Source organism: Janthinobacterium sp. JF4 (assembly GCF_059617925.1).
The window spans coordinates 86023-111590 of record NZ_JCAQAV010000009.1 but is presented as its reverse complement, the minus strand read 5'-3'; the positions used below and the strand labels follow the sequence as shown (position 1 = coordinate 111590).

The window sequence follows — 25568 nt, the reverse complement described above, 5'->3', positions numbered from 1 at the left end:
TTGTATCGTGTGAAGTGGAAATATTATGCTGGCTAGCTGGCCTGCAAACCAGTGACATCGGCGCAAGTGGCGATTGCGTGGCGGGCAACTGGATCCGCATGGCGCGGCGGGCTGGCCGCCGGAGAAACGGGGGCAATGCGCGCGGCCACGCCGCAATGCCGCATTTTCTTGACCTGGGCAAAGGAAAAAATCCCTCTAGTGATGCCATCTAGCACTATTTGATGTGGATCAAAGTTTTTGTTGCACTGCACTCTTAGACTTCGCAGCGTTACTTAACGACAGAGGGAAATAAAATGAAGAAGTCCGCAACTGCAGCAGCAATCGTCCTGGCCGCCATCGGCGCATTCGCCGGCAACGCAATGGCGCAGGAAAGCCCATGGCTGGTGCGCGCCCGCGCTGTGCACATCGATCCGGCCAACAAATCTGCTCCTGTGGGCGGCGTCGGCGCATCGGACACGATCCACGTCAGCAGCAAGACGATTCCTGAAATCGATATTTCGTACTTCTTCACACCGAATATCGCTGCCGAACTGATCCTGACCTACCCGCAAAAGCATGACGTCACCTTGTCCGGCACGAAGATCGGCACGTTCAAGCACCTGCCGCCGACCCTGTCGCTGCAATACCACTTCATGCCTGAAAAACAGCTCAGCCCTTACGTGGGTGCCGGCGTGAACTACACGAATATCTCGGACGTGAAATTGCTGAACGGCGCCGGCCGCCTCGAGCATGACAGCTGGGGTTTTTCGCTGCAAGCTGGCGTCGACTACAAGCTGGACAAAAACTGGTCGCTGAACTTCGACATCAAGAAAGTACAGATCCGCAGCGACGTACTGGCCGGTGGCGCGAAGATCAGCGAAGTCAAGGTCGATCCTATCCTGATCGGCGTCGGCGTCGGCTACCGTTTCTAGGGACACCTATCAAAACCTACTGCGCGTCGTAATTTGTGGTCTGCGATGCTCACTGTACCTTCGTACAGTTGCGCTTCTCAAGCCAACGGGGGCGCCAAGCCTTACTTCCGCTCGCTACGGTTTTGTTAGGCGTTGCAAGTGTTGAAGATACCCGCGTAGCGCGGGCGAAAAAAAGGACGACCGGGTTTGCACCTGGCCGTCCTTTTTGCATTGCATGCGCCGCTTTATTTTTTCAGCGTCTTTTCCAGCGCCAGCTGGTAGTCCGTCTTTTCGTAGCCGGCCAGGTATTTGTTCGTCGCGTCGAGGAAGGCGCGCGAGCGGTAGGCCGCTTCCAGGTCTTTCACCCATGGCTTGGCCTTGTCGGCCGTGCGGATGGCGACCAGGTTGATGTAGCTGTCCGAGATCTTTTCCACGGCGAGGGCCGACGTCAGTTTCATGCCGGCGGCCAGGGCGAAGTTACCGTTGACGAAAGCATAGTCGGCGTCTGCCAGCGAACGTGGCAGCTGCGCCGCTTCCAGCGGCACCAGTTTCAGCTTCTTCGGGTTTTCCAGCACGTCGCGCTCGGAAGCGCGCAGCGGGTCGACGTTCGGTTTGAGCTTGATCCAGCCCATCTTGGCCAGCATCACCAGCGCGCGCGCCTGGTTGGTCGGATCATTCGGCATGGTGATGGTGGCGCCGTTCCTGACTTCCGCCAGCGATTTTTGCTTGCCGCCGTACAGGCCGATCGGCATGGTCGGCACGGTGATCAATGCGCTCAGTGGCAGCTTGTTGTCGGTGGCGAACTTGGTCAGGTAGACGATGTGCTGGAACACGTTGGCGTCCAGCGAGCCTTCGGCCAGCGCGTAGTTCGGCTGCACGTAGTCATTGAATTCGACGATCTTGACCTTGTAGCCCTGTTTTTCCAGGATAGGCTTGATGCCCAGCTTCAGCTGGTCCGAATATGGGCCGGAGCTGGTGCCGATGACGAGTTCTTTCGGGTCCTTGGCGTGTGCGGCGGTGGCGAAGGCCAGGCTGGCAGCGGCCAGGAGCAGATTGCGGCGAATATGGTTCATGCTTTTCCTTGTACTGAAATACTGAATATGAATTAACGTTTGTCGAGGCGCTTGGCGATGCGCGTGCCGGCGAACTGGATGGTTTGCACCAGCACGATCAGGATGGCCACGGTGGCGACCATGATGTCCGTCTCGAAGCGGTAGTAGCCGTAGCGGATGGCCAGGTCGCCGATGCCGCCGCCGCCCACCACGCCGGCCACGGCCGAATACGACAGGAAGCTGATCGACAGCACGGTCAGGGCCAGCACCAGGCCGGAGCGCGCTTCGACCAGCAGCACGCGGAAGATGATCTGCATTTCCGACGCGCCCATGGCGTGCGCCGCCTCGATCACGCCGCGCGGCACTTCGCGCAGGTTCTGTTCCACCAGGCGCGCCAGGTAGGGAATGGCGGCGAACGACAGCGGCACGCTGGCCGCCAGCGGGCCGATCGAGGTGCCGGCGATGATGCGCGTAAACGGCGTCAGGGCGACCAGCAGGATGATGAAGGGGAAGCTGCGCACGGTATTCACCAGCCAGCCGAGGATCGTCGACAGCGGGCGGTTTTCCAGCGACTGGCCTTCCGAGACGAGGAACAGCAAAATGCCCAGCGGGCCGCCGATCAGGATCGCGGCGGTCAGACCTATGCCCAGCATGGTCATGGTCTGGCCCAGCGCCACCCAGATTTCCGGCAACAGCTTGATGACGTTATTGATCGATTCTTCAAACATGTGTTGCATCCTTCCATGCGGTGGCTTCAAACGCCTCGGTACCGTAATACGCCAGCTCGCGTCCCAGCGCCGTCTTGCGCGGGGTGGCCGTGTCGCTCAAATCGAATTGTTCGGCGATGGCGCCGTTTTCCACGACGGCCACGCGGTTGCAGATGGCGCCCAGCACCGACAGCTCGTGGCTGACGATGACGATGGTCACCCCCAGGCGCGCATTGATGTCGCGCAGGGTGTCGAGCAGGGCGCGCGTCGTTTCCGCGTCCAGCGCGGACGTCGGCTCGTCGCACAGCAGCACGTCCGGGTGGCTGGCCAGGGCGCGGGCAATCGCCACGCGCTGTTTCTGCCCGCCGGACAATTGCGCCGGATAGCTGTGCAGCTTGTCGGACAGGCCGACGAGCGCCAGGCATTCCTTGACGCGGGCGGCGATCTGCTCGCCCTTGGTCGTGCCATGGATTTTCAGGGGGAAGGCGACGTTGTCGAAGACGCTGGCGTTTTGCAGCAGGTTGAATTGCTGGAAAATCATGCCGATGTTCTGGCGCGCGTCGCGCAATTCGCTCTTGCCCAGGCGGGTCAGTTCGCGCCCGGCCACGGTAATGCTGCCGCTGTCGGGACGCTCGAGCAGGTTAATCAGGCGCAGCAAGGTCGATTTGCCGGCGCCACTCTTGCCGATCAGGCCGAAAATATCACCGGGATAGACTTCCAGCGTGACCGATTTGACCGCGTGGAATTGTTCGCCCTTGGGCAGCGCGAAGGTCTTGTTCGCGCCATCGATGCGAATCACCGGCGTACGGTGTGGTGTGGTCATGCAGTGTTTCCTTTTTTATTGGACCGTGACAGGCTTGCTTGCAGGGGCCAAATCGCCCGGCCTGCTACGTCGGTTGCGTAGTATACCTCCGATCGTGTTATTACTCCTACGACAGAATCTTGCTTTGAATATGCAAATAATGTCTATGTGTCTGTTTCTTGGTTGAAAAAGTGGGAAAGCGGGATGTTTGCCGAATTTAATCGCGCGGACGGGCGTGGCAGGGCCGCATCTTGGTGAAAAGTTCGACGCGCCCCAGGGACGCGTCACGGTGTTTTTATAGGAAGTTCGGCTGACTTGCCGTTTTGTTGATGCGGAGAGGGCGGCTTAGTGCCTGCCTTTGTTCTCTGTGCGGGCAGATTCTGCTCCGCTGGCGGCAGGGCCTTCGGGGCGCCGTAACAGGTAGACGAGGACGGCGACTTCCATGGTGCCCACCATGGCGATGACCCACCACGGCGGATGGCCCAGGCACATGGCGACAAAGCCGATGGCCATGCCCAGGCAAGCCATGGCCTTGCCGCGCCGCGAGACGGCGCGGTGTTCGCGCCACTGGCGCAGCGGCGGGCCGAAACGGGGATGCTGCAGCAGCCAGTGCTCGAGGCGTGGCGAGGCGCGGCTGAAGCAGGCCAGGGCGAGGATCAGGAAAATCGTCGTCGGCATGACGGGCAGCATGGCGCCGATGATCCCCAGCAGCAGCATCAGGGCGCCGGTTGCCGTCCAGGCCCAGCGGCGCAGGCGCACGCCGTGTGCTTCGCGCAATGGCGCCTGGGCGCGCGTCTCCCGCATCAGGCGAAGGCTCCGGTCAAGGCCTGGCTGCGGGGCGGGGAAGTGGCGGGGTGCGGGTTCAAGGTGTCCCAGTCGTGGCGGGTAGCCGTCATGTTTTTCTGCTCGCTGTTCAGCTCTATTATGGAGGAATCAGGGCGACGCTGCATGCGCGCCGGGGCCGCCATGATAAGCAGTCCACAGAATAATAACAAGAATCATTCTCATTTGTTGAGTCGTATACCGCTGGATATTTTTGACAAGGCAGACAATAATCGGCAGCAGAAGGCGCTGTCACGGACATTATCGTCTGTATTATCGATTTTATCGATGCTAACTAGGTATATTTTCCGTTTTACATCGATCTTCATGCCATGCATAATCTGTTGCAACTGAAGCCAGACAATCAGCCGCAGGCGCCATTCGCCTGCAGCTGCTTGCGGTTTTGACATCCTCCACTTTTTGTTAGGAACCAACAATGAAAAAACTGCTCGCTTTTATCGCCGCCGCCGGTCTCTCGCTGTCCGCCGTTGCCGCGCCTGAAGTCTACGTTATCGATGGTAGCCACACCTTCCCCCGTTTCGAGTACAGCCACATGGGCTTCTCGACGCAGCAAAGCCGTTTCAACAACACCACCGGCAAGGTCACCCTGGACCGCGCCGCCAAGACGGGCGCCGTCGAAGTGCTGATCGACACCAAATCCGTCGATACGGGTTCGACCCTGTTCAACTCGCACATCCAGGGCGAAGACTTCCTCGACACGGCCAAGTATCCGGTCGCCACCTACAAATCGACCAAGTTCAACTTCGACGGCGACAAGCTGGCCTCCGTTGACGGCAACCTGACCCTGAAAGGCGTGACCAAGCCAGTGACCCTGACCGTCACCTCGTTCACCTGCGCACCGCACCCGATGCTGAAGAAAGACGCTTGCGGCGCCAATGCCACGGCCAAGATCAAGCGCACGGAATTCAACGCCGGCAAATATGCGCCGGCTGTCAGCGATGACGTGACCCTGACGTTTGCCATCGAAGCCATCAAACAGTAATTGTTGGCTGCATGATGCAAAAAGGCGGCGGACTTCGGTCCGCCGCCTTTTTTTTGTCTGGCCCCTGCGGCGATCACGCCAGGTGATGCACCTCCTGCTGCCCATACACGGGCGTGTTCAACCCCTCCATGCGCGCCTTCAGCTGCAGCGACAGGTATTGCGAATAGTGGCGCGACTGGTGCAGGTTACCGCCGTGGAACCACAGCGCCTGCTGCTGCGTGGGCTTCCACATATTGCGCTGTTCGCCCTCCCACGGGCCAGGGTCCTTTGTCGTGTTTGACCCGAGTCCCCACACCTTGCCCACCTTGTTGGCCACCTCGGGCGAGATCAGATCGGCCGCCCAGCCATTCATGGAGCCATAGCCGGTGGCGTACACCACCAGGTCGGCTGGCAGTTCCGTGCCGTCGGACAGCACGATGGAACGGGCTTTCAGTTCCTGCACGCCGACGCCGCTTTTCAGCTTGATCTTGCCTTCGGCGACCAGCTCGGAAGCGCCCACGTCGATGTAGTAGCCGGACCCGCGGCGCAGGTATTTCATGAACAGGCCGGAATCGTCGTCGCCGAAATCGAGCATGAAACCCCGCTCTTCCAGGCGCGCATAAAAGTCCGCATCGCGCTCGCGGATGGCCTTGAAGACGGGCTTCTGGAAGTCGGCCAGGATCTTGTATGGAATCGAGGCGAACGTCAGGTCGGCCTTGGCCGTCGTCATGCCGGCCGCCAGCGCCCGTTCGGAATACAGGTCGCCCAGCGCCAGGTCCATCAAGGAATCGGACTTGACGATGTGCGTCGACGAGCGCTGCACCATGGTCACGTCCACGCCCGCTTCCCACAGGGCGGCGCAGATATCGTGCGCGGAATTGTTCGCGCCGACCACCACCACCTTCTTGCCCACATATGCGTCGGGCCCCGGATGCTGCGACGAGTGCTGCTGTTCGCCCTGGAACACCTCCATGCCCTTGAACTTCGGCATGTTCGCCTTGCCCGACATGCCGGTGGCCAGCACCAGCTGTTTTGGCTTGAGGGTGACGGGCTGGCCGTCGCGCAGCACCTGCACCGTCCACTCGCCGGCGGCTTCGTCGAAGCTGGCCGATTCGCATGAGGTCGAACCCCAGTAGTTCAGCTCCATCACCTTGGTGTACATTTCCAGCCAGTCGCCGACCTTGTCCTTGGGCGTGAAGACGGGCCAGTTGTCGGGGAAGGGGATGTAGGGCATGTGGTCGTACCAGACGGGGTCGTGCAGGCACAAGGACTTGTAGCGCTTGCGCCAGCTGTCGCCGGGGCGCGCGTTTTTCTCGATGATGATGGTGGGGACGTTCAACTGGCGCAGCCGCGCGCCGAGCGCGATGCCGCCCTGGCCGCCGCCGATGATGACGCAGTAGGGCTGGCGCGCGTAGCCCAATTCCGCAGCTTCCTGCTCGCGCTGTTCCAGCCAGCTGCTGCGATTCGTGCGCGCGCCGTGTTCCGCGCCCATGGGCCGGCGGCCACCCTTGGCTTCCTCAAAGCCCTTCAATTCGCTCATGGTGGTGAGCAGGGTCCAGATCTTGCCGTCGCGGATGCGGATGAAGCCTACGCCGCGCGCCACGCTCGTTTCCACCGTGATCCAGCTTTGCAGCACGCCGCCGGCCTCCACCGCATGTTCGCCGTCGGCGATGCGGATGGATACCGGCTGCACGGCGCCCAACTGGGCGGCCAGCATGGCGGCGATCTGCGCGCGGCCTTCCAGGGTTTTCAGGTTCCAGGTAAACAGCACCAGGTCGCGCCAGTAGCCGTCCTGTTCAAACAGTTGCGCGGCGCCCGTGCCGTCGCTGGCGCGAAGAGAGCCTTCGAGCTGCTCCAGGATGCCGGCCACGGCCAGGTCGTGCGGGTTGATATCGGTTTGCATCGTGTCTCCTCCAAGTCTGCTGACTTTATGATGGGATGCGGCTGTGTTGCCGCTGACGATGTTGTAACACTGGCGTTTTTGCGCCGCATCCTGCAGCGCAGCATGGCGGCGCTTGAGACGGAAATCTCAGCTGGCCTGATGCGTTACTGGCGGTGCGGCGGCACGATGTGCAGCTGCTTGAGGCGACGGTACAGGGTGGCGCGCGAGATGCCCAGCATGGCTGCCGCTTGCAGCGGGCGCCATTTGGCGGCGTTCATGGCGTGCACGATGCGCGTGCGTTCGGCCAGCTCCGGCGGCGTGTATGCCGCCACGCCATCCGTCACGGGGGCCGTGTTCTTGACGCGTGTTCGGGCGCTGGCCTGGCGCAGCGGCGCGCGCACGCGGGCGTGCAGCCAGGTGCTGCCGCCAGCCAGGCGCAAGGACAGCAGATTGTGTCCCGCACGCGCGTCGAACAGCCGCTCGGCGCGCACTTCCAGCACCTCGGCGACGGGGCGCGGCAGGGTGTCGAGACCCCCGATGACGTCGCGCGCGCAGCGGTTGGCGGCGATGATGTCGCCATGTTCGTCGATGGCCAGCAGCATCTCCGGCTGCACTTCCACGAAGTGGCGGTTGCGGTGCGCCAGCAGGATGCAGCAATGGCTGTAGGACTTCAGGAAAAAACCGTCCTCGATCAGGGTCGCGCCTTGCCGCACCAGCTGTTTCACCAGACGCTGGCTGTCGCGCGCGTCGGGGGAGCTCAAGGCCGACGCATCGAGCACGCCGATCAAGTCGCCATGCGGCGAAAAGATCGGCGCGGCGCTGCACGTCAGGCCCGTGAACGCGGCGCGAAAATGGTCGGTCTTGTGCACGGTGATGGCTTCCTGGTCGAGCAGCACGGAGGCGATGCCGCACGTGCCTTCCTCCTCTTCCGACCAGCACGAACCCGGATACAGACCCGCCTTCTTGAAATCCTTGCGCTGGTCCGTGTCGACCACGTAGTCGATCGTCACGCCGCGCGCATTGGCGAGGATGACGCAGTAGCCCGCCTCGCGCACCATGGCGTGCAGGCGCGGCAGGCACTGGCCCGTGGAGCGCAGAAAATTTTCTTCGGACTGCTGGATGGCGCGCAGTTCGGCGCCCGTCAGGATGCGCGGCCCCGTGGTGGAGGCGGGGTCGAGCTGGTAGTCGTCCAGCGAGCGCCGGTACGACGAGGCCAGCCGGGCCATGTCGGCCCCGGGATTGACGATGCGGCCGGCGATCAGGTCACGCACGCGGTCGATATGGCTGGTCTGGCGGACGTAGGGCATGGCGCTCTCCGGTGTCTCTGCTGCTGGTGTTTTGATGGTTTTCCATTTGTAGCACGAAGCGCAGGCACATGCATGCCGCATTGCAGCATGGGATTGCCGTGAGACGTACGTCTCACCATGGCAGTGCCGCACAATACGATGCTTTTCAACAAGAGCATCTCTGATAACATTCGCTCAAATTGACAGTCAGCCAGCGCAAGGGGCATCCATGGCAATGCAAGCGACGTTTCCGGTACGCCTTTCACTCATCCTTGCTCTGCTGGGCTGGAGCGCCGCCTGCGGCGCCGCCGGCCAGCTCGATCCCGATGGCCAGAGCCGCCTGGAAAAAGAGGTGGCCCGGCGCGCCGCCTTTGAACCGGCCATAGTCGCCAGCTGGCACATGACGCGTTCCGTGGAAGCGGGCGTGCAGGTGGCTGGCGAAAACAACTTGTTCTGGAAGCTGTTGAACACCCCGGCGCGCAATCCCGACTTCGATTTCAATCCCTACTGGTACGAGTTCTATGTCAAGCCGGCGCTCGGCTTCAAGCGCAATTTCAGCGACGGCAAGCAGCTGTATGCGCGCGTCTCCGCCGTCGGATCGGGCACCTTGCGCCACGATCCATTCGGCGCTGGCGACACGGGCCGCATCTCGATCGAGGAATTCGTCGCCGGCATCCGCATGCCGCTCGGCGGCACGCGCGCCATGCTCGATCTGTCGGCCGGCGCGCAGAATTTCACGCTGGGCACCGGCATGCTGATCGCCAATGGCGGCTCGAACGGCTTTGACCGTGGCGCGCTGAAGCTCGGCCCGCGCAAGGCCTTCCAGAATTCCGTGGTGGCCAAAATAAGCCAGGATGCGTTCAGCGTCCAGGCGTTCTATCTCGACCCGAATGAAAATCCCGACAACGATTCGGGCACGCGGTTGGTGGGCGCGGACGTCAGCTATGCGCCCGCGAACGACCGCAAGGCCGGCCTCGCGTATGGCAAGGTGCCTCGCTCCCATGCCGCGTATCCACAGGCGGCGCCCGGCGGCATCGGCGCGCCGCTGGCCGTGCCCGATGGCCGCAAGGACTTGCAATTCGTGTATGGCTACGCGCGCGTTCCCGTATTGCCCTCCGTGCTGTCGAAAGGCTGGTTCGGCGTCGACGCGGCGCGCGAATGGAATACGCGCGAGCCGATGCGTGGCTGGGGCTGGCGCGCGGAAGGGGGCGTTTCCCTGCCCGGCGTGGCGTGGACGCCGAAGCTCACCCTCGGCTACCAGAGCTTTTCCGGCGACGATCCGCGCACGGCGCGCAACGAGCGCTTCGACCCGCTGTTCTTCGAAGGCACGCCGGGCGCCTGGGCTTCGGGCAGCAAGGCGACCTGGGTCTTCGTCAATGCCAACGTGAATGCGCTGCAGGCCACCGTCGAGCTGCACCCGACGCCGAAAGACACCGTGACCGCCTACCTGGCCCAGGTGCGCGCCAACCGGATGGGCAGCCCGCTGCAGTTCGGCCAGGCCACGCGCCTCGACGTGCCGGGCGACGCGCCCGTGGTGATCGCCGGCGTGCTGCGCCCGATGCTGGCAAACGATGTCTTCGTCAAGTATGTGCGCGTGGTGAACCCGAATACCTATCTGACCCTGGGTTTCAGCGCATCGTTCGCACAGTCGGGCGTGAACCAGCTGGTGAACGGGCAGGCCAGGACGTGGACGGGCTGGCTGGCCAACGTCGTATGGGTCTATTAAGCATTCTTTCTATCAAGGAGAGCATCACATGAACGATTTCCCCAGCATGAAACGCCGGGCCCTGGCCGCCGCCTGTCTGGCGCTGGCCGCCGGCGCCCAAGCGGCAGAGACGACGGCGCCGCTGTCAGCGGCCGCCAGCGATCCGGCTGCCTTGCAATGGATGGTGGGCGCGCCGCCGCCGGCCGATAAAATCATCCGCTTCGACGATGGCAGCTATTTCACTTTCCCGCAGCTGCGCTGGAGCGTGTCGCACTTCCGCCAGTTGATGCCGACGGTGGACGTAGCACGCGGCTTGAAGGCACCCGTGCCATTGAAACGCGCGCTGCGCAAGGATATCGACAGCCTGCGCTTCACGCCCCTGGGCGCGAAGGAAACGATGACCTGGGAGCAGTCGCTGGGCGCCAACTACACGGACGGCATCGTGGTGCTGCACCGGGGCCGCATCGTGTACGAGCGTTACTTTGGCGTGCTGAAGGAAAGCGGCCAGCATGGCGCCATGTCGGTGACGAAGTCCGTGATGGGCACCATCGGCGCGGCGCTGGTGGCCGAAGGCAAGCTCGATCCGGCCAAGAAAGTGGCAGAGTATGTGCCGGAGCTGGCCAAGTCGGCGTTTGGTGACGCCACCGTGCGCCAGGTGCTCGACATGACCACGGGCCTGAAATTCAGCGAAGATTACGCCGACCCGAAAGCGGAAGTGTGGCAGCACGCAGCGGCAGGCAATCCGCTGCCCAAGCCGAAGGATTATACGGGGCCGCGCAGCTATTTCGAGTACCTGCAAACGGTGAAGCACGAGGGCCGGCACGGCGAGGCGTTCGGCTACCGCACGGTCAATTCCGACGTGCTGGGCTGGATCATTGCCCGGGTCACGGGACAGAACGTCAACGAGTATCTGTCCGAGCGCGTCTGGCAGAAGCTGGGCGCCGAGCAGGATGCCTACATGAGTGTCGATTCGACGGGCACCCCATTTGCCGGAGGCGGCTTGAGCGCGGGCTTGCGCGATCTGGCCCGCTTCGGCGAGATGCTGCGCAACGATGGCCGCTACAACGGCCAGCAGATTGTGCCCAAGGCGGCCGTCGACGATATCCGCCGCGGCGGCGACAAGCAGCTGTTTGCCAAGGGCGGCTATGATTTGCTCAAAGGCTGGAGTTATCGCGACATGTGGTGGGTCACGCATAACGACCATGGCGCTTACATGGCGCGCGGCGTGTACGGCCAGCGCATCTATATCGATCCGAAGGCGGAAATGGTGATCGTGCGTTTCGCCTCGACGCCGACGGCAGCCAATGCGGCCAACGACCCGACCACCACGCCAGCCTTCGAAGCGCTGGGCAAGCTGTTGCTGGCCAAGCCGAAATAGGCTGCCAGCCGTGCGGAGGGCTGGGCAAAACTGGAATACACTGTCCTTTCGTCATTAATTATTGCCTGAATAGCAATTCACGCACCGCACGCAAGGGAAGCACACCGTGGAAACCAGCCCGCCAGATCGACCGCGCCCGCCGCTCTGGCGGCGCCTGCTGTGGCCAGTTGCCCAGCTAGGCTCTGCCTTCAAGCTGACGGGCACGCATTTGCTGCACCACGTGATCGGCGCCAGCCTGATCGCCGCGCTGATGCTGGCGCTGGAAGGTTTTCACGTGCTCGAATGGCTCGATGCGGCCATGCTGCGCGCCAGCGCGGAACAGGGGCAGCTGCTGAACCGGGACAAGGACCCGGGCGCCGCCTACCGGCCCGGCATCATCGAAATCGACCAGCCCGCGTTTGAACAGGTCTTCGACGAGCGCGAGCCGCTGGAGCGTTCACGCCTGGAGCAAGTGATCGCCAGCGCCGCCGCGCGCGGCAGCAAGGTGCTGGCCATCGACCTGGACCTGGCGCCAGCCGTGTATGAACAGCACAAGGCGGGCGAGCGGCCGCTGGACCGCCTGCTCGACCGGCTGGCTGCCGATGGCCGGCAACTGGCGCTGATTCTGCCCGAACAATCGGACCGGAACGCGAACCTGCCCTGGATACGCGTGCGCTGCGCGGCGGGCATCCACTTTGCCAGCCCGCAGATCCGCGAACGCATGGGCGCCGTCACGCGCATCGAATTGAAAAGCCCCGTGCTGGCGGCCGTGGCCTTCGAGCTGGCGCATGGCGCCGACGAACAGGAGCAGAAGCAGCCCATGCCGGCCGCATTGTCCGAGCAAAAGGAAGGGCTGGCGCTGGCCGGCCGCGTGTGCCAGCTGGCGCGGCGCGCGGGTAGCGAAAAGGAATTGGCGCGCTGGGCGTTCGAGCCCGTCATCCACGGCGATGCGAAGGATGCGGCGGAGCAGAACGCCGTCACCGCGCCGTTTCACCCGGCCGCCGTGGCGCCGGCATTCCTGAATCCCACGCGCACACGCGTCAAACTGAGCGATGGCGAGGCTGGCGTGGCGGACGACACACTGCGCAAGAAAGTCGTCTACATCGGCAGCACGTATGACGTGCGCGACCGCTATACGACGGCCGAAGGCGAGCAGGCCGGCCTGCACCTGCACGCGGCCGCCCACACGTCGCTCGGCATCGGCACGGCCGACGTCAACAAATATGCGGTGTTCGTGGCCGACATCGTCATCGGCGTGCTGCTGGGCTGCCTGTTCGGCGGCTTGTGGACACTGTACGGCCGCGCCGAACTGGCCATCGACAAGCGCATGGAAGACCACGATTTCAGCCGCCTGCACCGCCTGGGCACCCTGTTCGAATTCTATGGCATCCGCCTGATGCTGGCGCTGGTGTGGGCTTCACCGTTTGCCATCGGCGCGCTGGCCATCTACCTGTCGCGCGGCTTGCTCGAGCAGGGCTGGTGGGTCAACCCCGGCCCCCTGATCGCCGGCATGTTCCTGCACGCGATGTCCCTGCGCGACGAAGCGCACCATCCGCACGAGGAAGTGGCTGGCCTGTCCGTCTGGGCACAGCTGCGCCGCACGCATCCGGGCATCGTGCTGGTGCAGGCGCCGCTGGCGGTGTTGGTGTTGGTGGTGGCGCTGGTGTAGGGGGGAGGCTGCGCTGGAAGCCGATCAGCCGATCAGCTTCAACCCCGGCGGCAGCGCCTCTCCCAGCATGCGCCGGGTAACAGCTTCGTCCAGCTGCGTCACTTCGCTGACCATCGCCTGCCACAGGGGCGGGGCGCCGACGGCTTTCAGGCGGGCCAGAATGGTGGCGCGCAGGTCTTCGGCGATGTCGCGCGAGCGGTCGCCTGTCATGCGTGCCAGGTGGGTGGCGGCAAACGCCGCCGGCTCCGTCTTTTTCCAGTCCAGCGCCAGCAGCATAGTGAGCCATTCGGCCACGGTGGCGCTGTCGACCACTTCGTGCGCGCTGCCGTGGAAGGGCTGGCGCGCGCCTACCCTGGCCAGCGCCCACAGGGTATTCGTGTCGGCCGCTTCACCCTTCCTGGCGGCCGTGTCCAGCCGCTTGATCAGCCAGGCGCCCACTTCCGCCTTGTAGGCGCCGGGGATGCGCTCGAGCGATGCACCCAGGCGCAGCATGTCGTCGTCACTGCCGTTCACGAGGGTGACGGGGCGGCTGCCGCGCTGGGCCGCATCGGCTTGCAGGTTGAAGGCGAAGTCGTCCAGCAGGCGCAGTTGCTGCTGCGTGCTCAAGCCGCCGGCGACCCTGCGCCACAGGGTCCACCATTCGGCGCACACCTGGTTGTCCTTGTAATGCTGCACGCCCGCGTCGAACAGGGCCCACAGCTGCTCGATGCGCCACGGGTCGAGCGCGTCGCCATAGCCGGGGCGCAGGCAGTAGCCCGCCAGGTTCAGCCAGACCCGCTCATGCTCGGTGGAGCGGCGCCGCCCACGCGCGCGTTGTAGCAAGGCGTCGAACAGCTGGCGCAGCAGGGGAGTCTCCCAGCTTTCGCGCCCGCCCAGCCCCCGTTCCAGGTGCTGGCGTAGCTGGCGCACTTCTTTGACTTCGACCTTTTGCGCCTTGCCGCCGAAGATGCGCTCGATCTTCTCGACCGCTTCTTTCACGCGCGGCGAGATGGATTGAGCCTCGCCATCGCCTTGCTCTTCCTTGCCAGCGCGCAGCTGGAATTCCAGCAGCCAGCGCTGGCCGGCATCGGCTGCGGCAACGCAATGCACTTCCAGCGTCCCGACCTCGGTCATGACGGTGGCCAGCTGCACGGTGATTTCGCGCTTGTCGCTGGCATCCTGTTTATCGTGCAGCACGCTGGCCAGCGGCGGCAGGCGCAGATACTCGCCGGCGTCCAGGTCGACGATCTCGCCCAGTCGCGGCGGCGTGCCCGCCTCAAAGAGGGACGTGGCCAGGTGGAAGCGCACAGGCCGGCCCAGGCGCAGCGCGAACAGGCGTTCCGTCAGGCGGATTTCCTCGCCGCTGGCGCTGCCACGGGGCAGGATGCAGACGGCGCGCTTGTCCTTGCCCGCTTCGCCCAGCACGAGGAAGTAGCTGCGCGGCGAGCCGCCGCCGATGCGCGGCGCCTGGCCGCGTCGCGCCAGCGCGTAGGCGACGGCGCCACGCGCCACGGCCACGTCGGGATTGTCGTTATGCAGGATGGTCAGGGGCTGACCCCGCCAGTGCGCGAGCGTGTCGGCCAGGCGGCGCGCCAGCGCGTCGGCGCGGAACACGCCGCCATTGAGCAAGAGGGTGTCGGGCAGTTCTCCGGCATGCTGCTGCAGGAAGCTGGCCAGGTGGCGCGTGATGGCCGCGTCCTGCGCATACGGCAGGCCGAATTCGACGATGCCGGCGCGACCCTTTTTCGCCGTCTCGTTGAATTCCACTTTCGGGAAGAAGCCGTCGACCACCATGGCCGCCACTTCCTCGCGCGTGACGTCGACGGAGCGGCTGGCGCCGATCAGGCGCGAGCCGGCGCCCAGCAGGGTGACGGTGGCCTTGTCTGGTGCGTCGCTGGAGAGCAGCAGCTCCTTGGCGGCGCGGCAGCGCTCCATCAGCTGCGACAGGCGCGCGGCCGATAGCTTCATGCCGCCTTCGCTGCCTGCCGCCATGCGCGTTTCCACCAGGTGGGCCAGCGCCAGATCCATATTGTCGCCGCCGAGGATCAAATGGTTGCCCACGCTGCTGCGCGTGAGCTGCGGTTTGCCATCGTCATCGAAGGCGACGTCGATCAGGCTGAAATCGGTGGTACCGCCACCCACGTCGCACACTAAAATGCGGCGCGTATTGGCCAGGTCTGCGCGCAGCGTGGCGCGCCGGCGCTGCAGGAAGTCATAAAAGGCGGCCTGCGGTTCTTCCACCAATCGTAGCGTGGGCAAGCCCGCCATGCGCGCCGATGCCAAGGTGAGTGCGCGCGCACCCTCGTCGAACGAGGCGGGAATGGTCAGCACCAGTTCCTGCTCTTCGAGGGGAGCGTGCGGGAAGCGGTGATTCCACGCGGCGCGCACATACGCGAGGTAGCTGGCGCTGGCCGCCACCGGCGACACCTTGGCCACGTCGGCATCGGCGTCCCACGGCAAAATCGGCGCCTGGCGGTCCACGTTCGCATGCGACAGCCAGCTCTTCGCGCTGGCAACTAACCGGCCCGGTACCTGCGCGCCGAGCTGGCGCGCCAGGGCGCCCAGCACGGCATGCTCCACGCCGGCCGCGTCCTGCTGCGGCCAGGGCAGCTGCAAGTCGCCCGCCGCCAGTTCGCCGGCGGCAGGGTGGTAGCGCAGGGAAGGCAGCAGGGGGCGTGCGCCCACTTCGCCGGGAGCGACCAGCTGCTCGATGGCGAACAGCTCGATTCCTGCCTGCATATCGGCCGCATTGGCCGCATTGGCATAGGCGACCACCGTGTTGGTGGTGCCCAGGTCGATGCCGACCAGGAAGGCCGGCTTGCCCACAGCGCTGCGCATGCTTATTGCTGCGGCGTGCCGCGCACGTCGAATTCCACTTTCCAGCGCTCGGCGCCATCAGGGGAAACGGCCAGCAGCTCCAGGGTGCCCGCTTCCGTCACGCGCGCATGCAGTTTCACCTGCACGACGTCGCCGGCCGACCGGCCTTCGGCAGATAAAGTAGCCTGGATTTCGCTCAGCTCCTGCAATTCATCGGGGCCCCAGAAGTCGAGCAGGTCGCCGATCTGGTCGTTGCGGCGCGTGGACGAGGCGAAGAAGCGAAAGTGCACGGGTTCACCGACGACCAGGCCGAATTGCTGGCCCGGCAGTTCCAGTTCGCTGCCTTCTTCCATGCCGAACGGCGCCACGCACAGGGCCTGGATAGGCGGTTCCATGCCGGGGATGGCCGGCATGGCCGACTCGATGGCGACATAAAAGGAACTGGCCGTGCCGCCCCGGATGCGCACGCCATGGCCGCGCCGCACGTAGCTGTAGTAGGCGGCGCCGCGCGCGACGGCCAGGTCCAGGTCGGCCCCTGCCAGCATGCGCGCCGGTTCCGCGCCTTCCATGTACAGCCAGTCGTTGACGGTGGCCATGATGCGCTGCACCAGCAGGTCGGACTTGAAGACGCCGCCGTTGAACAGCACGGCCGTCGGGTGCAGGAAGCTGGCGCCGTCCGCCTGGCGGCCCGCAAAGCCTTCCAGTTCGCTTGTCGCCGCTACTTGCCGGCCCAGGAATGCGGCCAGGTGGCGCGTGATGGCCGCGTCCTGCGCATACGGCAAGCCCAGTTGCGTCAGGCCGGCGCGCGTGCGCACGGCGGGGCGGCTCGACGCTTCCACCTGCGGGAAGAAGCCGTCGAGGATGAAGGTGGACACTTCCGCGCGCGTCAGTTCCGTGCGGATGGAGCCGCCGATCAGTTTCGAGCCGCGGCTCGGCACGACGATGGGTGCCACATCGAGGCCGCTGTCGGCCAGCAGGCTTTCCTTGGCGCTGCGGCAGCCATAAGTGAGCGCGCGCATCTGCCAGGCGTCCAGCTGGGTGCCGTTGGCGGCCAGTTTGCGGGCCACCAGGTGGGCCAGCGCCAGGTCCATATTGTCGCCGCCCAGCAGGATGTGTTCACCGACGGCCACGCGGTGCGGTTCCAGCACGCCGTCGCGCTCGAGGACGGCGATCAGCGAAAAGTCGCTGGTGCCGCCGCCCACGTCGACGACCAGGATGATGTCGCCCGGCTTGACTTCCTTGCGCCAGCGGCCTTCGCTGGTCTGGATCCAGCTGTACAGGGCTGCCTGCGGCTCTTCCAGCAGGGTCAGCGAGGTGTAGCCAGCCGCCTGCGCAGCTTCCATCGTCAGCTCGCGCGCGGCCGGGTCGAAGGATGCGGGAATCGTCACGGTGATTTCCTGCTCGGCGAACGGCGCTTGCGGGTGGGCGTTGTCCCAGGCCTGGCGCAAGTGCGTCAGGTAGCGCGTGGCGGCCGTGATGGGCGAAATGCGCGCCACTTCGGCCGGCGCGTCGTTCGGCAGGATCGCCGCGCGGCGGTCCACGCCCGGGTGGCACAGCCAGCTTTTCGCGCTTGAGACCAGACGTATGGGCGTGGTGGCGCCGCGGCTGCGGGCCATTTCTCCGACGACGAATGGCGCTTCCGCTTCCTCGGTGACCCAGGGCAGGGCCAGGTCGCCCGCCGCCACTTCATCGGCGTGCGGCAGGTAGACGAACGACGGCAGCAGCGCAAGGTCTTCGACCGTGCCCGGCGCCGACAGCTGCGGCACCTTCAGCACGCCGTGGCTCGATTGCTCGCCATCGCTTTCGACCAGGTTCACATACGACAGCGCGCTGTGGGTGGTGCCCAGGTCGATGCCGATGGCGTAGCGCGCGGTGGTGTTGGTTTGATCGTTCACAGTTCCACCTCGGCCGGTGCCAGGATGGCGGCGTCGTGCTGCCCGCTCAGTTTCGGCAGGCGCACGCTGGAGGCGCGCCAGCCGCGGTGGCTGAGGGTGCCCGTGAATGGCGCCGAGCCGACCACGTTGCCCGTCAGGCGAACTTGCGCGGAGTCAAAACCTTCCTGCAGCACGATGCGGCTGCCCTCGGCTTCCTGGCGCACGGCCTCGATGGTGAAATACTCGCGCATGACCTTGGCGCAGCCTTCATGCACCACGCGGGCGGCCGCGCCGATGTCGGCATCGGCATGGCTGCCCAGGTTTTCCTGCGTAAAGTCGATCAATCGCGCTTCGCGTTGCAGCAGGGCCAGCAGTTGCAGGGCGGCGTCCGGCGTCGCTTCTTTCAAGATGATGGGAGCGGCGGCCGGCGTCGGCACGGGAGCTGGCGCAGGAGCAGGCGCCACGGGCGCAGCCTCGGGCAGGGACAGTTTTTCCACGCGGGCCGCATAGGCTGCGTCCGACAGGGTGCTGAAGAAGGCGCCGAAAGCCAGCGGGATTCGGCGCCAGAACGATGGGTGGGACGATGAAGTGCTCATAGGGAACTCGTTTCTCTGATCTGTAGGGAGGCGTCGGCGGCGGGGGCCGCTTCGCAAGGTAGTGCCATGTGCGGGGCCAATAGGGCCTGCTGCGTTTGTCCGCATGATACCAGCTACCGGCCCGCCGCCAAAGTCGCCGGCCCCCGCGCAGCCAGCCTGACGCAAGGTTTTTCTTTGTTCCTGCGCAAGGAAACGCTCGATTTCGTGCCGCTTCGACTAGAATCGCGCATTATCTTTTTGCATGACCTGGATGCCATGTCTACCGACTTTTCAGCCTGTACAGCGACAGCGACCATCCGGCCGTGCGCGCCAGGGCGGCCGCCTTCACGCCGCCACGCGAGCAGCCGGCCTTTCCCGTGCTGGCGCCCGAAGAGCGCGACTTGCCGGAAATCTGGCCGGCACCGTTGCCGCAGGTAGTGGCGTCCCTGACCGGCCATGCGACCGTGCAGGATGTGGCGGCGCACTTGCCCGATATCGAATTGTTGCCGCTGCAAAAATAATCCAAAGAAAGAAATCATGAAAAAAATATCCATATGCCTGATTGGCCTGATGCTGCTGGCCGGCTGCGGCAGCAAGGGCGAGAGCGGCGGGCAGTCGAGCGCTGCCCGTCTTGACGGCAAGGAAAAGGGCAGCGAGTTCCTTGCCTATGAACATAATGTCAGCGTCGATACGCGCGAAGCGCAAGTGCGGCCCCTGTATGAGAAAGTGGTCGCCGCCTGCAAGGCCGATACGGAAAACGGCTGTTTGCTGCTCGATTCCAGCGTCGACAGCGGCCGCTACGTGCATGCGCGCATCAGCATGCGCGCCAAGCCTGCCGGTATCAAGAAGCTCGTTGCGCTGGTCGCGGCCGAAGGCGACGTCACCAGCCAGGGCACCAAGGTGGAGGACCTGGGCCGTCCTGTGCTCGACAGCAAGAAACGCCTGGACATGCTCAGGCAGTACCAGGCCCAGCTGCAAGACCTGGAAAAGCGCTCGGGCGCCAACGTCGATGCCCTGATCAAGGTCACCAAGGAACTGGCCACCGTGCAAGTGGAACTGGAGCAGGCGACGGCGGCCAATGCGCTGTTGATGCAGCGTATTGATACGGACTTGCTGAATGTGGTCATCAGCGCCGAAGGCAGACAATCGTTCTGGCGCCCCGTCAAGCGCGCACTGGGCAATTTCACGGAAAACCTGTCGGAAGGCGTGGCCAACGCCATCACGGCCATGGCCTATATCCTGCCGTGGCTGATCGCTTTCGTGCTGTTGTTCCCGCTGGGCCGCAAGGGCTGGCGCCGTTTGCGAGGTGCACCGCGCAAGATGTAAAGCCTGCCGCGCACCGTTTTACGGCAATTTGAAACCTGGCTGCACAGTCCTTGTGCGGCCAGGTTTTTTTTCGTGCGGCGCTGGCGTGCACGCACCATGGCGGACGACGGTTGGCGCTGGCATGCATTCTGCTTTAACAACATCGTAGCCCAGCCCGACCCCCACGAACCCATCACAGGAGTCCCCATGTCACGACGCATCATCCTGAAAGCGGCCGCCGCCGGCGCACTGGCCCTGGCCACGTCCATCACCATGCAGTCGGCCCTGGCCGCCGATACGATCAAGGTGGGCATCTTGCACTCCCTGTCGGGCACCATGGCCATCTCCGAGACGTCGCTGAAAGACGTGGCGCTGATGACGATCGCCGAGATCAATGCCAAGGGCGGCGTGCTGGGCAAGAAGCTGGAAGCCGTCGTCGTCGACCCCGCATCGAACTGGCCTTTGTTCGCGGAAAAAGCGCGCCAGCTGGTGGCGCAGGATAAAGTTGCCGTCGTGTTTGGCTGCTGGACATCCGTGTCGCGCAAATCCGTCTTGCCGGTGTTCAAGGAACTCAACAGCCTGCTGTTTTACCCGGTGCAATACGAGGGCGAGGAGTTGGAAAAGAATGTGTTTTATACGGGCGCCGCGCCGAACCAGCAGGCGATACCCGCCGTCGAATACCTGATGAGCAAGGATGGCGGCGGCGCCAAGCGCTTCGTGCTGCTGGGCACGGATTACGTATATCCGCGCACCACCAACAAGATATTGCGCGCCTTCCTGAAAAGCAAAGGGGTCAAGGATAGCGATATCAGCGAGGTCTACACGCCGTTCGGCCACGCCGACTATCAAACCATCGTCGCCAACATCAAGAAGTTTTCCACGGGCGGCAAGACAGCCGTCATTTCCACCATCAATGGCGACTCGAACGTGCCGTTCTACAAGGAACTGGGCAATGCGGGTCTGAAAGCCACGGACGTGCCCGTCGTTGCGTTTTCCGTGGGCGAGGAAGAGTTGCGCGGCATCGATACCAAGCCCTTGCTGGGCCACCTGGCGGCCTGGAATTATTTTGAGTCCGTCAAGAATCCCGTCAACGCGGCCTTCATCAGGCAGTGGAAAGCGTATGCCGTGGCGCAAAAGTTGCCGAATGCGGGTTCGGTGGTGACGAACGACCCGATGGAAGCGACCTATGTCGGCATCCACATGTGGGCGCAAGCCGTGGAGAAGGCAAAATCGACGGACACGGACAAGGTGATCGCCGCCATGGCGGGCCAGAGCTTCAAGGCGCCATCGGGCTTCACCCTGACCATGGACCCGACCAACCACCACTTGCACAAGCCCGTGATGATCGGCGAGATCAAGGCTGATGGGCAATTCAATGTCGTGTGGAAAACCAAGGACGCAATACGCGCCCAGCCTTGGAGCCCGTTTATCAAGGGCAATGAGGGCAAGCAGAAGTTATGAGTTAGCGGCAGAAAGGCCGGGGTCCGTCGCTTCGCGATCGGAATTCGTCCCATTGGGACGAATTCCCCCGACGGAACTTGGCGTCCCCGTCTGACCCCAGATTTTCGCTTGGGCTGAAGTAACGATGAGAGGTCTTTCCGCATGCGTCTGCTACGTCGTATTTTGCTATTACTTTGCCTGTTGCCGCTGTCTGCGCAGGCTGCCATCCCTCCCGACCTGCTGAAACCGCTATCCGGCGACGATCCCGACACCAGGATCGCTGCCGTCGCCCAGATCGCCGCCCTGGCCACGCCCGATGCCGCCCGCGTGCTGCAAGCCTTGCAGGATGACGCCTTGTATGCCGCGCCCGATGGCACGGTGTATATCGTCGATGGCGAGCAGGCATATGACCCGGCGCTCGGTCAGAGCGTGCCGCTGCCCGATGGCATCGATGGCGTGATGGTCAACAACCGCTTGCGCGCGGCTGTGGCGGGCGCCTTGTCGGGGCTGCAACTGCTGGCGCCCGAGCGGGCCACACGCCTGGCCGCCGCGCAGGCGCTGCAGCGCGCCGTCGACCCGGTGCAGCTGCCCCTGATCCGCACCGCGCTGGCGCGGGAAAGCGATGCTGACATTAAACAACTATTGCAGGTGCTGATCGCCAGCGCCAACCTGCATGCGCCGGACGCGGCCACGCGCAAGGCCGCCGTGCAGGCGCTGGCGGGCAGCAGCGATGCGCGCTTGCTGCCCGTGCTGCAAGCCATGCTGGACAAGGGTACGGATGGCCGCGCCGGTGAGCCGGACGAAGCCGTGCAACTGGCCGCCATCGACACCATGCGCCAGATCAAGGGCAGAGTGGCGCGCATGGAATTTGCCGGCAATGTGTTCTACGGCATCTCGCTGGGCAGCGTGCTGCTGCTGGCCGCGCTGGGGCTGGCCATCACGTTCGGCTTGATGGGCATCATCAACATGGCGCATGGCGAATTGCTGATGATAGGCGCTTACACGACCTATCTGTGCCAGCTGTTTTTCCGCGCCTACCTGCCAGGACTGCAGGATGCCTACCTGCTGGCCGCCTTGCCTGCCGCCTTTCTCGTCGCGGGGCTGGTGGGCGTGGCGCTCGAGCGCACGGTGATCCGCTGGCTGTATGGCCGTCCGCTGGAAACCCTGCTGGCCACCTGGGGCATCAGCCTGATCCTCATGCAGCTTGTCCGCACCATCTTTGGCGCGCAAAACGTGGAAGTGGCCAATCCGGCCTGGATGTCGGGCGGCGTCACCGTGCTGGGCGGCCTCGTGCTGCCGTACAACCGGCTGGCCATCATCGTCTTCGCCGTCGTCGTCGTCGTGGCCGTGTGGTTGATTTTGAACAAGACGCGCCTGGGCCTGTTCGTGCGCGCCGTCACGCAAAACCGCCGCATGGCCGATTGCGTGGGCGTGGCCACGGGCAAGGTCGACATGCTGACCTTCGGCCTCGGGTCCGGCATCGCGGGCCTGGGCGGCGTGGCCCTGTCGCAGCTGGGCAATGTGGGGCCGGACCTGGGCCAAAGCTACATCGTCGACTCCTTCATGGTGGTGGTGCTCGGTGGCGTGGGCCAGCTGGCCGGCACCGTGATCGCCGCGCTGGGCTTAGGTGAAGTGAACAAATTTCTCGAACCGGTGGCGGGCGCCGTGCTGGCGAAGATCGCCATTCTGGTATTTATCATCATTTTTATCCAGCGCCGGCCGCAGGGCCTGTTTGCCATGAAGGGACGCAGCGTCGAATGACTATCTCCTGTCAAAACAAGCAGGGCCTGTTCACGCGGCCCGTCTGGCTGGCGATTGCCGCATGCACGGTGCTGGCGGCGCTGTTGCCGATTTTCAACCTGGCGTTTGCCGAAGGGCATGCCTTGCACGTGTCCGCCTACACGGTGGCGCTGGTGGGCAAGTTCATGTGCTACGCGCTGGCCGCGCTGGCGCTGGATCTCGTCTGGGGCTACACGGGCATCCTGTCCCTGGGCCACGGCGTGTTCTTTGCCCTGGGCGCGTATGCGCACGGCATGTATCTGATGCGCGCCATCGGCGAGCAGGGCCAGTACCACAGCAGCTTGCCCGACTTCATGGTCTTTCTCGACTGGAAAACCTACCCGTGGTACTGGGCATTTACGGAACATTTCTGGTACTGCATGGCCCTCGTCGTGCTGGTGCCAGGCGTGCTGGCTTTTGTCTTCGGTTACTTTGCCTTTCGCTCACGCATCAAGGGCGTGTATTTTTCCATCATCACGCAGGCGATGACGTATGCCTTCATGCTCTTGTTCTTCCGCAATGACACCGGCTTTGGCGGCAACAACGGTTTCACGGATTTCAAGACGATATTGGGCCATAGCATCACGGCGCCCGCCACGCGGGCCGTGCTGTTTCTGCTGACTTTGGCTTTCCTGCTGGCGGCCTTGATCGGCGCGCGCGCCATTGTCCGCTCGAAACTGGGGCGCGTGCTGCAGGGCGTGCGCGACAGCGAGGCGCGGCTGATGTTCCTCGGCTACAACCCGCTGTGGTTCAAGCTGTTCGTGTGGACCTTGTCGGCCGTGCTGTGCGGCATCGCCGGCGCCCTGTACGTGCCGCAGGTGGGCATCATCAACCCGTCCGAAATGTCGCCGGCCAACTCCATCGAGATGGTCGTATGGGTGGCCGTGGGCGGGCGTGGCACCCTGATCGGCCCCATCCTGGGCGCCTTCACCGTCAATGGTTTGAAGAGCTGGTTTACGGCCGCCTTGCCGGAACTGTGGCTGTTCGCGCTGGGCTTGCTGTTCATCGGCGTCACCCTGTTCATGCAGCAAGGCATGCTCGGTGTATTGAGCAAGCTCAAACGTAAAAAGGTGGCCGCCGTGGCAGAGGAGGCCGCATGAGTATCCGCATGTTGCCCGGCATGGCCAGCGCGGAAGCGGGCGCCACCTATTCGCGCGTGAAAGGCGAGGGCGTCGATACGACGCATGGCGCTATTCTGTATCTGGAAGATATCAGCGTGTCGTTCGATGGCTTCAAGGCGATTAACAAGCTGAGCCTCGATATTTCCGTGGGCGAATTGCGCTGCATCATTGGCCCTAACGGGGCAGGCAAGACGACGATGATGGATGTGATCACGGGCAAGACGCGGCCCACGTCCGGCACGGCCTGGTTTGGCCAGACCATGAATCTGGCGACGATGACGGAAGCGCAAATTGCCCATGCGGGCATCGGCCGCAAGTTCCAGCGCCCCACCGTGTTCGAGCAGCACACGGTGTTCGACAACCTGGAGCTGGCCATGAAGATGGACAAGCGCGTGGCGCCCACCCTGTTTGCCCGTTTGAGCTCGGAGCAGGCAGGCAGGATCGAAGCGATCTTGCGTTTGATCCGCCTCAACGGCCACGAGGCGCGGCCGGCCGGCTTGCTGTCGCACGGGCAAAAGCAGTGGCTGGAAATCGGCATGCTGCTGATGCAGGAGCCGCAGCTGATTTTGCTGGACGAACCGGTGGCCGGGATGTCGGATGCGGAAACGGCGCGCACGGCGGAGTTGCTCAATGAATTGCGCGGCAAGCATTCGATCATGGTGGTCGAGCATGACATGGGTTTCGTCACGGACATTGCCCAGCAAGGCATCGTCACCGTGCTGCATGAAGGGTCCGTGCTGGCGCAGGGCCGCATGGAAGAGGTGCAGGCGGACGAGCGCGTCATCGAAGTCTATCTGGGAAGGTAATAGGGGAGATCACAGACCATGCTGGAAGTCGAACAATTGAATCAATACTATGGCTCCTCGCACACCTTGCGCGGCATCAACTTGTCGGCGCGCAAGGGCGAGTGTCTGGCCTTGCTGGGCAGGAATGGCGTGGGCAAGACGACCCTGCTGAAATGCCTGATGGGCGTGCTGCCCGTGGCGCAGGGCAAGGTGGTGTTCCAGGGCCGCGACATCACCCGGCTGGCGCCGCATGCGCGGGCACAGCTGGGCATCGCCTATGTGCCGCAGGGCCGCGACATCTTTGCGCGCCTGACGGTCGAGGAAAACTTGCTGATGGGCATGGCGGTCAAACGGGGCAGGCAAGCGTCGCGCATCGATCCCCACGTGTATGAGCTGTTTCCGGTGTTAAAAGAGATGCTGCAGCGGCGCGGCGGCGATTTGTCCGGTGGGCAACAGCAGCAGCTGGCCATCGCGCGCGCCCTGCTGGCCGAGCCGCAGCTGATCATCTTCGACGAACCGACCGAAGGCATCCAGCCCTCCGTCATCAAGGATATCGGCAGGGTCATTTCCTTGCTGAAGCAGCGCGGCGACATGGCCATCGTGCTGTGCGAACAGTATTTTGATTTTGCCCGCGCACTGGCCGACGACTTCATCGTGCTGTCGCGGGGGCAGGTGGTGGCCAGCGGACCGGCGGCGCAGATGGATGGCGAGGAGGTGAAGCGCCATTTGGCCGTGTAGC

Annotated in this window: 21 protein-coding genes; 12 read left to right on the top strand and 9 right to left on the bottom strand. The window is 64.0% G+C overall.

The features are described 5' to 3' along the window. Window positions 1–293 precede the first annotated feature (293 nt). On the top strand, window positions 294–911 hold the full coding sequence (locus AC54AF_RS10600) for an OmpW/AlkL family protein (protein WP_496636518.1): 618 nt from the start codon (window positions 294–296) through the stop codon (window positions 909–911). A gap of 224 nt (window positions 912–1135) precedes the next feature. On the opposite strand, the gene AC54AF_RS10595 is transcribed toward AC54AF_RS10600, so the two are convergent. The 4 genes from AC54AF_RS10595 to AC54AF_RS10580 all read right to left on the bottom strand — a co-directional run bounded on the left by AC54AF_RS10595 (window position 1136) and on the right by AC54AF_RS10580 (window position 4255). Beyond that, window positions 1136–1963, bottom strand: a complete 828-nt coding sequence (locus AC54AF_RS10595; protein WP_496636517.1) for a MetQ/NlpA family ABC transporter substrate-binding protein — start codon at window positions 1961–1963, stop codon at window positions 1136–1138. 32 nt (window positions 1964–1995) lie between these two features. Continuing rightward, window positions 1996–2670, bottom strand: coding sequence for a methionine ABC transporter permease (locus AC54AF_RS10590; RefSeq protein WP_152251093.1), 675 nt, complete (start codon window positions 2668–2670; stop codon window positions 1996–1998). Continuing rightward, entirely contained in the window at window positions 2663–3472 is an 810-nt protein-coding gene (locus AC54AF_RS10585; RefSeq protein WP_496636516.1) for a methionine ABC transporter ATP-binding protein, read from the bottom strand. The genes AC54AF_RS10590 and AC54AF_RS10585 overlap by 8 nt, the downstream gene beginning before the upstream one ends. Before the next feature lie 324 nt (window positions 3473–3796). Continuing rightward, window positions 3797–4255, bottom strand: coding sequence for a YbaN family protein (locus tag AC54AF_RS10580; protein WP_496636515.1), 459 nt, complete (start codon window positions 4253–4255; stop codon window positions 3797–3799). A 454-nt stretch (window positions 4256–4709) separates the two neighbouring features. Here AC54AF_RS10580 and AC54AF_RS10575 point away from each other — a divergent pair, with 454 nt between their 5' ends. After that, window positions 4710–5276 (top strand): YceI family protein, encoded by a 567-nt coding sequence (locus tag AC54AF_RS10575; protein WP_496636514.1) that lies wholly within the window; start codon window positions 4710–4712, stop codon window positions 5274–5276. Window positions 5277–5349: 73 nt separating this feature from the next. Here the strand turns inward: AC54AF_RS10575 and AC54AF_RS10570 are convergent, their stop codons facing one another. Further along, entirely contained in the window at window positions 5350–7158 is a 1809-nt protein-coding gene (locus AC54AF_RS10570; RefSeq protein ID WP_496636513.1) for an NAD(P)-binding domain-containing protein, read from the bottom strand. Window positions 7159–7301: 143 nt separating this feature from the next. Continuing rightward, entirely contained in the window at window positions 7302–8444 is a 1143-nt protein-coding gene (locus AC54AF_RS10565) for a sigma-54-dependent Fis family transcriptional regulator (RefSeq protein WP_496636512.1), read from the bottom strand. A gap of 208 nt (window positions 8445–8652) precedes the next feature. On the opposite strand from AC54AF_RS10565, the gene AC54AF_RS10560 reads away from it, so the two are divergent. From AC54AF_RS10560 to AC54AF_RS10550, 3 genes are all read left to right on the top strand, one after another. Then, on the top strand, window positions 8653–10149 hold the full coding sequence (locus tag AC54AF_RS10560) for an alginate export family protein (RefSeq protein WP_496636511.1): 1497 nt from the start codon (window positions 8653–8655) through the stop codon (window positions 10147–10149). Window positions 10150–10177: 28 nt separating this feature from the next. Beyond that, window positions 10178–11506, top strand: a complete 1329-nt coding sequence (locus tag AC54AF_RS10555; protein ID WP_496636510.1) for a serine hydrolase domain-containing protein — start codon at window positions 10178–10180, stop codon at window positions 11504–11506. 106 nt (window positions 11507–11612) lie between these two features. Then, window positions 11613–13154 (top strand): CHASE2 domain-containing protein, encoded by a 1542-nt coding sequence (locus AC54AF_RS10550; protein WP_496636509.1) that lies wholly within the window; start codon window positions 11613–11615, stop codon window positions 13152–13154. A 24-nt stretch (window positions 13155–13178) separates the two neighbouring features. Here AC54AF_RS10550 and AC54AF_RS10545 read toward each other — a convergent pair whose 3' ends face one another. From AC54AF_RS10545 to AC54AF_RS10535, 3 genes are read right to left on the bottom strand one after another with little or no spacing between them, the layout of a single operon-like run. Then, the gene (locus AC54AF_RS10545) at window positions 13179–15971 is read right to left on the bottom strand and encodes an Hsp70 family protein (RefSeq protein ID WP_496636508.1); all 2793 of its coding nucleotides are present in this window, start codon (window positions 15969–15971) and stop codon (window positions 13179–13181) included. 2 nt (window positions 15972–15973) lie between these two features. After that, window positions 15974–17845: an Hsp70 family protein gene (locus tag AC54AF_RS10540; protein WP_496636507.1), complete on the bottom strand. Its 1872-nt coding sequence runs from the start codon at window positions 17843–17845 to the stop codon at window positions 15974–15976. Then, entirely contained in the window at window positions 17842–18420 is a 579-nt protein-coding gene (locus tag AC54AF_RS10535; protein WP_496636506.1) for a DUF2760 domain-containing protein, read from the bottom strand. The genes AC54AF_RS10540 and AC54AF_RS10535 overlap by 4 nt, the downstream gene beginning before the upstream one ends. Window positions 18421–18722: 302 nt before the next feature. Here AC54AF_RS10535 and AC54AF_RS10530 point away from each other — a divergent pair, with 302 nt between their 5' ends. The 7 genes from AC54AF_RS10530 (at window position 18723) to urtE (ending at window position 25567) form a co-directional block, all read left to right on the top strand. Continuing rightward, window positions 18723–18920 carry a hypothetical protein gene (locus AC54AF_RS10530; protein ID WP_496636505.1) on the top strand — a complete coding sequence of 66 codons (198 nt, stop codon included), beginning with the start codon at window positions 18723–18725 and terminating at the stop codon, window positions 18918–18920. A gap of 16 nt (window positions 18921–18936) precedes the next feature. After that, window positions 18937–19725: a DUF4349 domain-containing protein gene (locus tag AC54AF_RS10525; protein WP_496636504.1), complete on the top strand. Its 789-nt coding sequence runs from the start codon at window positions 18937–18939 to the stop codon at window positions 19723–19725. A 186-nt stretch (window positions 19726–19911) separates the two neighbouring features. Beyond that, window positions 19912–21165, top strand: coding sequence for an urea ABC transporter substrate-binding protein (urtA, locus tag AC54AF_RS10520; protein ID WP_496636503.1), 1254 nt, complete (start codon window positions 19912–19914; stop codon window positions 21163–21165). 141 nt (window positions 21166–21306) lie between these two features. Next, window positions 21307–22905, top strand: coding sequence for an urea ABC transporter permease subunit UrtB (gene urtB, locus AC54AF_RS10515; RefSeq protein WP_496636502.1), 1599 nt, complete (start codon window positions 21307–21309; stop codon window positions 22903–22905). Then, window positions 22902–24023, top strand: coding sequence for an urea ABC transporter permease subunit UrtC (gene urtC, locus AC54AF_RS10510; RefSeq protein WP_496636501.1), 1122 nt, complete (start codon window positions 22902–22904; stop codon window positions 24021–24023). The genes urtB and urtC overlap by 4 nt, the downstream gene beginning before the upstream one ends. Continuing rightward, window positions 24020–24850 (top strand): urea ABC transporter ATP-binding protein UrtD, encoded by an 831-nt coding sequence (urtD, locus tag AC54AF_RS10505; protein WP_496636500.1) that lies wholly within the window; start codon window positions 24020–24022, stop codon window positions 24848–24850. The genes urtC and urtD overlap by 4 nt, the downstream gene beginning before the upstream one ends. Window positions 24851–24868: 18 nt before the next feature. Beyond that, window positions 24869–25567, top strand: a complete 699-nt coding sequence (gene urtE / locus AC54AF_RS10500; protein WP_131686298.1) for an urea ABC transporter ATP-binding subunit UrtE — start codon at window positions 24869–24871, stop codon at window positions 25565–25567. Window position 25568: the final 1 nt, after the last annotated feature.